The sequence below is a fragment of the Brevibacterium iodinum ATCC 49514 genome, assembly GCF_900169265.1.
Classification (GTDB): domain Bacteria; phylum Actinomycetota; class Actinomycetes; order Actinomycetales; family Brevibacteriaceae; genus Brevibacterium; species Brevibacterium iodinum.
The window spans coordinates 1-9,885 of record NZ_FXYX01000044.1; the positions used below are offsets into that span (position 1 = coordinate 1).

Below are 9,885 nucleotides of genomic sequence, written 5' to 3' on the forward strand. Positions count from 1 at the left end.
CAACGGCAGACTCGAGCATCTACGCGGGTCCGCGCTGGGATTCCGCAACCGCACGCATTACATCGCGAGGTGTCTGCTCGAGTCCGGTGGCTTCAGACCGGTTCTACACTCTCAATTACGATGAGCCCTATTTTGCCACACAGAGCGATTGGAGACGGCGGATTCAGATTCCGACAAGACGCTCGCAAATGAACAGTTATCGCATTCCGGCCATACCGCTTCAGCTGTCTACAGATTGGCGGAGCGGCCCAGATGGGCAAAACACAAAAAGAATAGTCGCCTGAATACCGGCAATTTAACCCGAAGCCGCAAAGAGCACGATGTACGTGGCCATATCAGAGTCGTGGACGGTACTGAGTACCCAGTTAGGCCGCATCGTCGCAGGTCGTGAAAATCAATTTGAGTCATTGATAGATTCATGTCACAAATTATCGGCTCGTTAACCCGCAAGAACCGACAACTATCGAATGTTCCAGGAGGGTCGCTGGTGTAAGATTCAGCCGTGCGACACAACCGCACTATGCGTTTGTCACAATTCTAGAAACTCGCGAAGCATGGGTAGTTCTCTCCACGCTTGTGAAAGTCCCATCCGATGAGCGGCCGCGAGCCGTGACAAGTCGCGCGTACTGTTGTCGACCGGCATGCGGTCGGGAGCGAAAACATGGGCTTTGCCCTCCTCCTCGAGGGCGAAGATACGTTCGCGGGTTTCGTTGTATCGCTTCCAGCGAGTCAGCAAGGCGTCAGCCAAAGCCGGATACCTGCGGAATATTCCACGGTAGACCGCTGGGAACCGCTGCGGCACTTTACTGTATGAGCGCTCCTGCGTCAGGACGATGACGAACTTCTCAAAGCCCTCGCGCTGAGCCTGGCTCAACGCGATGCCGCCGTCCTCCCCCATCGCGCCGTCGACGTACACGTGCCCATCGAGGTGCACTGGCGGCATGACAATCGGCATCGTCGATGATGCCTGTACGCGGATCATCAAATCGTCGATGTTCGGGGTGTCCTTCTTAGACCACACCACCTCATCGCCAGTCTCAGCGTCGAACGCAATGATCCGCATGTCGCCTGTGCTCGATTCGTAGGTGTCCCAGTCGAACGGCAGTGCCTCGTCGGGAGCACCCGCACGTTGGTAGATGTACTCGCCATGGAACATTCCTTTGCCGCGGGCGAAGTAACGCCACCCGCCGAATTCCTCTTCCGCGGCGAACTCAACGAATGACCTGCGTATCCTCCACGCATCGCCGGAGAGGTAGTTCACTGCAGTGGATGCTCCTGCGCTGATGCCTGCGACCCAATCGAACGACAGACCCGCTTTGAGCAGGGTGACGGCCATGGCGCTGGTGAGCGATGCTCGCATTCCACCGCCTTCGAAGATGAGTGCGGTATCGCTGATTCGCGTCGTCTCCACTGGCTCCGTCATTTGGCCTACCCGAGCCCTTCCCACGTCATCCGCTGCCTGAGCGCTGGTGCGAGGACCAACGCTGCAATCACACTACCAGCAAGTAACATCCAGGCGCCGAAGTAGGTGAAGAGTTTGAGTTCTGGCGCCAGTGCTGGCCCGAAGTCCGCGGCCATGAGGATCACTCCACCGAGGATGAGCGCGGTCGAGACGATCACCTGAATGAACTGCTCGACGGTCGAGACCAGCAGATTCTTGATCGTCGCAATGTTCAGACCGCTCGTGCCGACGTCGAGAGTCCCGTCCTGCAGGTGACCGGCGATGCGCGAGATCTGCCCGGGCAGCTCGGCGATCTGGGGCGCGGTCGCTGCCGCGTAGAGCGTCATCTCGTGTCGGTCGACTCCCAGTCCCCCGACTTCACGCAGCAGTGTCTTGCCGTTCTGAGTCACCAGCGCCAGCAGGTTGAGCTCAGGCACGAGCCGGGTGATCGATCCTTCCAAAGTGCTGATGGCACGGAACGCCGTCGCCACGGAGGCCGGCATCGGGAACCCGAAGTCGACGACGAAGTCGATGAGTTCGCCGAACAGCGCCGCCGAGGTCGAGCCCGGGGCGCCGTCACCGTATTTGAGCATGATCTGCCCGATCTCTCGCTGCAGCTCCCGCAGGTTCACCTCGCTCGGTGTGCCAAGCAGCTCGAGGATGGCCGCAGTCGCTGCCTGCGAGTTCTGCGAGTCGAAGGCCATGAGCAGCAAGGCGATTGCTCGGCGGTCGCGTTTGTCGATGCGGCCTACGGCGCCGAAGTCGACGAGGCCGACTCTTCCCGCACTCGAGACAACGATGTTTCCAGGGTGGAGGTCGGCGTGGAAGATGCCCTTCCCGAGCACCTGGCGGACGACCATGAGGAAGAGGTCCTGGGCGATCTCTCTGCGCGCGATCTCGGAGAGGTTGTCGACCACCTCGGCGCCGTGGGACAGAGGGGAACCTTCAACGAGGTCCATGACGATGACGAACTCGCCGGAGAGCTCCTTGTACACGTGAGGGATGTGGACGACGGAATCGGTCTTCGTCGTCGAACGCCCGGTCTCGTCGGCGAGGCGGAGGGCTTCGATGTGCGCAAGCTCACCACGGTAGTCGAGCTCGCCCTGCAGAGATTCGACGAAGCTGCGGGCGAGTTTCGCGATGCCGATCTTCTTCGCCCAGTCGGTGGTGCGATCGAGCCGGTCGGCCAGGGTGAGGACGATATCGCAGTCGGCGCGGACCTGTTTGCGGATCTTCGGCCGTTGCACCTTGACCGCGACCACGCGGCCTTCCCAGGTCACGGCGCGGTGGACCTGAGCGACGGAGGCACCGGCGAACGGTTTCTCATCGAACTCGGCGAACACCTCGGCGACGGGTCGGCCCCATCGGGCTTCAAGCTGGTCCTTCACTTCGGCGAAGGGAACGGGCTTGACCCCGGCTTGGAGGGTTGAGAACTCCTCGACGAATTCGTGCGGGATCATGTCACCGCGGGTGGCGATGAACTGGCCGAGCTTGATGAACGTCACCCCCGAGGCGGCCAGGGCGTCACGGGTGGTGGCGGCGATCTCGCGGAGAGAGACACGGAGGGTGGGGATTCTGGGTCGAAGGTAGCGGGAGAGGCCGAATTTGATGAGGATCTTCTGGATCTGGGCCAGGCGGTTGACGCGGCGGTACCAGGTGGGGATCTTCGGTGCGTTGCGGATGAGTGAGCTCAGGGTGCCCGAGGGCATGATGAGTTCGATCGCGAGCAGGACGAACATCTGGATGACGATGAACCAGGCGAAGAGCAGCAGGAAGACCATGATGGCGGGGAAGCTCATCGACAGGTTCGGGTACTGGTCGGATTCGGAGATGCCGAGGAGTTTGTACGCCTGGAGGGTGATGGGCCAGATGGAGAGGCCCATGATGAGGGAGACGATGGTGTTGCGGGCGGCGCCGGTGCCGGTGAGCATCAACCGCCGGACGAGGAATCCGACGATGAGCGCGCTGAGGACGCCCAGTCCGATGGTGTAGAGGATCGTCACCCGTCAGCCCTTCCGTCGACTTTGTCCTACGCGATCACCAGCCTAGTTGATTAGGGAGTAGGTTCGATTGAGAGTTTGCGGTGGATCGGAATAGCTCTCTTCCGATCACGCACCGACAGCGATATCATTGTAGTGATATCAAAGGAGGAGCCGTGGAACAGATTCTCATTCGCAATCTGCCGGAGGGCACCAAAGCCATATTGCGCAGACGAGCAGCTGCTCATAACTCAAGCATCGAGGCAGAAGCCAGGGAAGCTCTTGCCGTTGGCATTGCGGCCGAGGAGCCGACACTTGTCGACCTCATCTCGATGAGCACCGATACTCAGGTCGAGTTCGAGCCTAAGCGCCTTGGCCTGAAGGCACGTAGCGCAGAGCTATGAACTTCCTTCTTGACACGAACGTCGTTTCAGCTCTGCGAGTCCGGTGTCGAAATCCGGAAGTCGAAGAGTGGTCTAGTTCGATACCCGCACAAGCCCAGTATGTTTCTGCCTTGACCATTTCCGAGATCGAGCGTGGTGTAGCGGCGAAGGAACGCACGGACTCACAGCAAGGCAAGATTTTGCGAATGTGGTTCGAGGACATGTTGCTCCCCGGTTTTGCGGGACGCGTTCTCCCCTTCGACCTGCCCGCCGCCCGTGCGCTGGGCTCGTTCCGCGTACCTGATCGTGCACCGCTCGACGACGCCCTCATTGCTTCGATCGCGGTTGCTCACCACATGACTGTCGCTACCCGCAACACTAAGCATTTCGAAGCGCTGGACGGAGTGCAATTAGTAAATCCGTGGTCGGGCTATTCCAGCTGATCCCAGCCTTGTTCTCACAACACAAAAGCCCTGTTGAACGGTGGACTATTCGCCATCCGTTCAACAGGGCCTTTTTAAGTTCGGGCCTAGCCCGCTACGGTACTACTCCGGCCGGTGCTCGGCCATGACCTTTTCGAAGAGCTCGTCGCCGAGCTTGTCGTACGAGGCGTCCTCCGGGTACCACTCGTCGAGTGAGGCGAAGTCACCCTTGTCGTCGTAACCGAGCTCGGACACGGACTTTGCCCATTCGGTTCCAGCGTCGCTCAGTGCCTTCGGCGCATCAGGCACTTCGGCCTTCTCAGCGGTCTTGTCCGACAGTTCCTTCGCGTACTTCGCCATCTGCTTCTGCACGTCATCGTCGAAGGGCTGAACCGAACCGTCGTTGTCCTTCGCCTGCTCGACGGCCTGTGCCTTCGCACCGATGACGACCTCCATCATCGTGCTGAACGTCGTCGACATCGAGTCGAAGATAACCTGCTGGTAGGCCACGGGCAGTTCCGAGTACTTCTTGCCCGCCGTAATCGCACCCGCCGAACGTGCAATGCCCGCGTCCGATGCCACACCGATGTTCGGGGCCACCTCGAAGGTGCCGGCCTCAACATTCGGTGCCAACTGACCGAGATCGCAGTCGACAGTTCCGCGCTGCAGCGCCTCATAGGTCTCCGGGAACGACAGCGACACCGGAGTCGCGCCCAGTTCGGTCACCTGCTTGCCGGCGGCGGCCGAACCGACGCGCACCTGCTTGCCTTTCCAGTCATCAAGCGAGGTCATTGGCTTCGAGCACATCGTCGAATACCCACCGGCGGCGAGCATCGGGATGAGCGGGACGAGGTCCTTTTTCTCGAACTCCTCAAGCACCTCAGGCGTCTCCCATGCCGCCTGGACACCGGCCGCGTTCGCCGCCAGATCACTGGCCACGGGCGAGGACGGCAGGGTCGACATGGCCGTGCCGATCGCGTCGAAGGCCGGGTACTCGGCCGGGCTGTACGACGGCAGCGTGAACGCGAGATCGACTCGGCCATCGGCCAGAGCATCGTCGACGGCGTCGTAGCCGGCGATCGCCTGTCCCCAAACGATGTCGACGGTGATCTTTCCGCCGGAGCGTTCCTCGATCGCCTTCTTCACGTCCAGACCATTGGGCGCGAGGATCGACTTCTCCGACATCGACGACGGCTGGAACTTGATCGTCACCGGGTCCAAGTCGGCCAGCGCCTCATCGATCTCATCTTGGGAGGCGTCATAGGCGAAGCCCTCCCCCGCGGAGTCACCCGAACCCGATCCGTCACCGCCGACGGAACCTGCGCATCCGGCCAATAGTGCCAGCGATGCGACGGCTGCAATGGCCTGAACGGGGCGGACAGCCGTGCGAATGCGCTTCATGGGACTCCTTTGAGCGAAGGCTGAGAATTCCCTCCAATCATATGCCTGAATGAGGTGAACCTAACCATGAGTCCGCTCACACCCTGCGGCAGCCCCAGACGACACAGGCCACGGGTGGACGGGCCGCCTCGGCGAGGTCTATCCGGACATTCCCCCGCTGGTGCGTTCGATGAGCTCGGGCAGCCATTCGGTCATTCCGGGGGCGGCGACCATGAGGATGAGGAAGATGACGACGACGGGCAGGAACCACAGCAGGGAGATGAAGATGTCGCGCAGCGTGACCGTGGCACCGAGGTTGACCTCGGGGTTCTTCGCGATCGAGTGGACGATGTAGGGGATGATGCCGACCGGCGGGGTGACCATGGCGAACTCGCCGAGGAGGACGACGAAGACTCCGAACCACAGCGGGCTCACGCCCATCGTCTCGAGGGTGGGCAGGAGGATCGGGATGGTCAGCAGCATCATCGACAGGGTGTCGAAGAACATGCCCATGACGATGTAGAGGAGGATGAGGACGAGCAGGAACCCGATCCGCGACAGCCCGAGGTCCGTGATGAGGCCGGTGAGGATGGGGGCGAGTCCGGTGATGGCGAGCAGGCTGGTGAGCATGGTCGCGCCGATCATGATGAAGAAGATCGCCGAGGTGGCCGCCACCGTATCCATGGCCGAGTCCGCGACTTTGCGCCACGGTTGTTCCCCTCGTTTCTCCCACAGGCACAGCAGGAGTGAGCAGAGTGCGGCGGCGGCTCCGGCCTCGGTGGGGGTGAAGATGCCGGAGAACATGCCGCCGAAGAGGACGACGAGGATGATCGCGAAGCCCCACACGCCGGTCAGCGAGGTGAAGCGGTCTCGCCAGGTGGTTGTGGGGCGGGTGGTGTCTGTGTTTTTAGTTGGACTCTGGGCGTTCTGGCCGCGACCGACGAGCCTCGGAGCGACGACGCCGAGGGCGAAGATGAAGGCAGCGAAGCAGACGGCGAGCAGGATCCCGGGCACGGCTCCAGCCATGAGTGCGGGACCGACTGGCACGGAGGCGATGCCGGCGTAGACGACCATGAGGATCGAGGGTGGGATGAGGTTGCCCGTCATGCCGGAGACCATGATCGTGCCGACGGCCATGCGGCGGTCATAGCCGGCCTTGAGCATCTCGGGGATGCCAGCTCGGCCCAGGGCGTAGGTCATTCCGATGGTCGACCCGGTGACAGCGGACAGGCCGGCCCCGGCGAAGGTGGTGCCGATGCCGATGCCGCCGGGCAGCCAGGAGAACCAGTGGTCGGCGACACGGTAGACCTTGACGGAGAGTCCGGATTGGGTGAGCAGCATGCCCATGAAGATGAACATGGGCAGCACGCTCATCGACCAGTCCGAGACGGCACTGAATGGGGCGGTGGAGAGGATGTTCATCGTCGCCGGGATGCCGGAGACTGCGTAGACGCCGAAGATCGATGGCACGGACAAGGCGATGGCCACCGGGACGGACAGGAAGAGGAGGACGAGCATCATCCCGATGCACCAGGCTCCACCGATGGCAGCAGTTGGGCTGGTGAAGAGGCCGATCAGGCAGACAGCGACGAGTCCGAACCCGATGGTCAGAGCCAGTGTGCCGGGACGTTCGCGGCGGGAGCCTGCGGGGAAGAGCGCGGTGGTGTTCGGTCGGTTGCCTGCGGGCAGAGTCGCACCGATGGTGTCGGTGGTCGTATTCGCGGGTGGTTTCGGCTGGCTCATCAGTAGCTTCGGTTCTCCAGGTCGGTCTCGGCCGGTTCACCGGTGGTCAGGTCGAGGTCGGGCTCACCCGTGCGGGCGATGACGATCGTATCGAGGACATAGAGCACGGCCAGCAGCACGAAGACGATCGGCACGAGGAAGTACACGGGCCAGGTGATGACCGAGGAGACGTCGGCGGTCTGCCCGATCGCCATGTAGTCCAGGGCCTTGCTCAGCCCGAACCAGGCGAAGGCCAGGGACACGAGGCAGCCGAGGATGCATGCGAAGATCTTGAATACCGCTGCCGTGGCCGGTCGCGCGCGGTCGACGGCCATCGTCACGGTGATGTGTTCCTTCTGCAGCTGGGCGGCCGGGATCCCGAGCAGAGCGACGACGGGTAAGTACCAGTATTCGACGATCTCGTTCGTGCCGTAGATCGGAGCATCGAAGAGAGACCGGGCAAGAGCGTGGGCGACGATGTGGAGCATCATGACGATGATCGCCGCGGCCGTGGTGACCGTCAGCCACTGATCGAGGATCCTGTTGAACCTCAGCATGCTGTGTCACCTGCGTTCTGGTGCGGATCGACGGCGTCAGCGTCCGGGCCGCTCGTCGCTCCCCCGGCGGCCGACGTCTCTGTCATGCCTTCCCCGAGTCGCAGTGCGTTCAGCAGGTCTTCGACCTCCGAGGCGGTCCTCAGTCCGTCGGGGATCATGGCGGTGACTCGGCGGGCGCCGGCTTCGGCGACGACGATCGAATCGATGCCGGCCACCTGTGAGTAGCGGCGGGCGCTGCGGGGCAGGAGGGCAACACCGAGTCCGTTGGAGACGAGTGATTGGATGGCGCCCGGGTTGTCGGTGATGTGGCGGGTGCGTGGTTCGAATCCGGCCCGGCGGCACAGTCGCTCGGCGGTGGATCGGCATCGCACGCAGCCCATGATCCAGGGCAGGTCGACGACGTCGGTGAGGTGTCGGACCTGCCCGGCACGGTTCCACCGTTCGGGTACGAGCAGGTCGAGATGGTCGGTGCCGAGGTCGACGGTGACGTGGCCGGGGAGTTCGGGCGGGGTTTCGTCTTCGTGATGGAAGAGGAAGGCGATATCGATGGCTCCGTCCTCGAGCAGGGCCATGGCTTCGGGTGGTTCCGCCTCGGCGACTTCGTAGGAGTGGTGCTGCGGGGTGTCCGATCCGGCGTCGGCCTCGAGCCGGCCCAATGCAGCGGCGAGGGGACCGATGACGAAGCTGGGGAATCCGGCCAGTCGGACGTTGCGTCCGCCGAGGCCGAAGGCTTTCGCGAGATCTCCGCGCAGTCCCGTCACCGAGGCGGCCACCTCGGCGGCGCGGATGCTGGCGAGCTGGCCAGCGGTGGTCAGCCGGATGCCGCGGGGCGTGCGGTCGAAGAGGGTGACTCCGAGGTCTTTCTCCAGCGCCGTCATGTGCTGGGACAGGGCTGGCTGGGACCAGCCGAGGTTGCGGGCGGCGGCTCCGATGCTGCCGGCTTCGGCGATGGCGCCGAAGATGAGGAGGCGTTTCGGCTCACCGGAGTCGAGAGCCTGCTCGAAGAGATTGGCCATAAGCCCAGCTTATGTCAGAGCAGTGGGATCTGGGTCTACCGGAGATCGATGATGCGCACCACACTGGAAGTAATCGTCGTGAAGTCATCGTTGAGTTGAGGAGTGGGAGTATGCGCAGGATCGGTCTGCTGGGTGGAATGAGCTGGCATTCGAGCATCGAGTACTACACGAAGATCAATGATGCCGTGGCGAAGCAGCTCGGCGGTCATCATTCGGCGCGGATCCTGCTTGATTCGACGGATTTCGCGGACATCCGCGCGATGCAGGTCGCCGAGGATTGGGCGGGCAATGATGCCTCGCTCGTGGCGACGGCGCAGCGTTTGGTCGACGGAGGAGCCGAGGCGGTCGCGATCGCGACGAACCTCATGCATAAGTGCGCGCCGGCAATCGAGGAATCGGTCGATGCACCGCTCATTCATATCGTTGATGCGATCGCGACGATGGCGAAGCGTCAGGGTTATTCGACTCTGGCGGTGTTGGGCACGAAGTGGACGATGCTCGACGGCTTCTACACCGACCGCCTTGAGGCGCAGGGTATCCGGACGCTCGTGCCGGACGAGGCGACGTGCCTCGAGGTCGATCAGATCATCTTCGACGAGCTCACGCAGGGAATCTTCACGGAGGCCGCGCGCGCCCGGTACGTCGAGATCATGAACGACCTCAAGGCCCGCGGCGCCGATGCAGTGGCACTGTCATGCACGGAAATCGGCCTGCTGGTTCCCCCGGAGACCGCTCCACTGCCGGCCATCGATTCGGTCGATGCGCACGTGGCAGCGATCGTCGAGTGGATGATGGCGCGAGAGCTAGCAACAGTTCAGATCTAGCAGCATGGACCGTTGCATCTAAGAGGTTCATACCGGCTCTTCGTAATTGAGAGTGTAGATCGGTGATTCCAGGATACGGCGAGTCGCTGCGCGGATAGACGTCGAGGTCTTCCGATGATGGAAGTTCTCACACAATCCATCCGAAAGACCTCGACGTGGCC

The 9,885-nt window shown here is 62.4% G+C and carries 9 protein-coding genes; 3 read left to right on the forward strand and 6 right to left on the reverse strand.

Annotated features, from left to right (window positions below):
- Positions 1 to 529: 529 nt before the first annotated feature.
- Positions 530 to 1,423: a patatin-like phospholipase family protein gene (locus tag BI49514_RS15925; protein ID WP_101547433.1), complete on the reverse strand. Its 894-nt coding sequence runs from the start codon at positions 1,421 to 1,423 to the stop codon at positions 530 to 532.
- Between the two features lie 5 nt (positions 1,424 to 1,428).
- Complete coding sequence (locus BI49514_RS15930; RefSeq protein WP_101547434.1) at positions 1,429 to 3,444, reverse strand: ABC1 kinase family protein; 2,016 nt, start codon at positions 3,442 to 3,444, stop codon at positions 1,429 to 1,431.
- Between the two features lie 152 nt (positions 3,445 to 3,596).
- Here BI49514_RS15930 and BI49514_RS15935 point away from each other — a divergent pair, with 152 nt between their 5' ends.
- Together BI49514_RS15935 and BI49514_RS15940 are read left to right on the forward strand one after the other, a co-directional pair.
- Complete coding sequence (locus BI49514_RS15935; RefSeq protein ID WP_062244193.1) at positions 3,597 to 3,824, forward strand: FitA-like ribbon-helix-helix domain-containing protein; 228 nt, start codon at positions 3,597 to 3,599, stop codon at positions 3,822 to 3,824.
- Positions 3,821 to 4,246, forward strand: coding sequence for a type II toxin-antitoxin system VapC family toxin (locus BI49514_RS15940; protein WP_101547435.1), 426 nt, complete (start codon positions 3,821 to 3,823; stop codon positions 4,244 to 4,246). Before BI49514_RS15935 ends, BI49514_RS15940 begins: the two co-directional genes overlap by 4 nt.
- A gap of 102 nt (positions 4,247 to 4,348) precedes the next feature.
- Here BI49514_RS15940 and dctP read toward each other — a convergent pair whose 3' ends face one another.
- The 4 genes from dctP to BI49514_RS15960 form a co-directional block, all read right to left on the reverse strand.
- A complete protein-coding gene (dctP, locus tag BI49514_RS15945; protein WP_101547436.1) occupies positions 4,349 to 5,626 on the reverse strand; it encodes a TRAP transporter substrate-binding protein DctP in 1,278 nt (425 codons plus the stop codon).
- 138 nt (positions 5,627 to 5,764) lie between these two features.
- The gene (locus BI49514_RS15950; protein WP_101547437.1) at positions 5,765 to 7,348 is read right to left on the reverse strand and encodes a TRAP transporter large permease; all 1,584 of its coding nucleotides are present in this window, start codon (positions 7,346 to 7,348) and stop codon (positions 5,765 to 5,767) included.
- The gene (locus BI49514_RS15955; protein ID WP_101547438.1) at positions 7,348 to 7,884 is read right to left on the reverse strand and encodes a TRAP transporter small permease; all 537 of its coding nucleotides are present in this window, start codon (positions 7,882 to 7,884) and stop codon (positions 7,348 to 7,350) included. Before BI49514_RS15955 ends, BI49514_RS15950 begins: the two co-directional genes overlap by 1 nt.
- Positions 7,878 to 8,900: a LysR family transcriptional regulator gene (locus BI49514_RS15960; RefSeq protein ID WP_101547439.1), complete on the reverse strand. Its 1,023-nt coding sequence runs from the start codon at positions 8,898 to 8,900 to the stop codon at positions 7,878 to 7,880. Before BI49514_RS15960 ends, BI49514_RS15955 begins: the two co-directional genes overlap by 7 nt.
- Positions 8,901 to 9,010: 110 nt before the next feature.
- On the opposite strand from BI49514_RS15960, the gene BI49514_RS15965 reads away from it, so the two are divergent.
- On the forward strand, positions 9,011 to 9,724 hold the full coding sequence (locus tag BI49514_RS15965) for an aspartate/glutamate racemase family protein (RefSeq protein ID WP_101547440.1): 714 nt from the start codon (positions 9,011 to 9,013) through the stop codon (positions 9,722 to 9,724).
- Positions 9,725 to 9,885: the final 161 nt, after the last annotated feature.

Coding starts and splice junctions, on each gene's coding strand:
- BI49514_RS15960 (WP_101547439.1), bottom strand. CDS start 8,900: ATGGCCAATCTCTTCGAGCAGGCTCTCGACTCCGGTGAGCCGAAACGC.
- dctP (WP_101547436.1), bottom strand. CDS start 5,626: ATGAAGCGCATTCGCACGGCTGTCCGCCCCGTTCAGGCCATTGCAGCC.
- BI49514_RS15925 (WP_101547433.1), bottom strand. CDS start 1,423: ATGACGGAGCCAGTGGAGACGACGCGAATCAGCGATACCGCACTCATC.
- BI49514_RS15965 (WP_101547440.1), top strand. CDS start 9,011: ATGCGCAGGATCGGTCTGCTGGGTGGAATGAGCTGGCATTCGAGCATC.
- BI49514_RS15955 (WP_101547438.1), bottom strand. CDS start 7,884: ATGCTGAGGTTCAACAGGATCCTCGATCAGTGGCTGACGGTCACCACG.
- BI49514_RS15940 (WP_101547435.1), top strand. CDS start 3,821: ATGAACTTCCTTCTTGACACGAACGTCGTTTCAGCTCTGCGAGTCCGG.
- BI49514_RS15950 (WP_101547437.1), bottom strand. CDS start 7,348: ATGAGCCAGCCGAAACCACCCGCGAATACGACCACCGACACCATCGGT.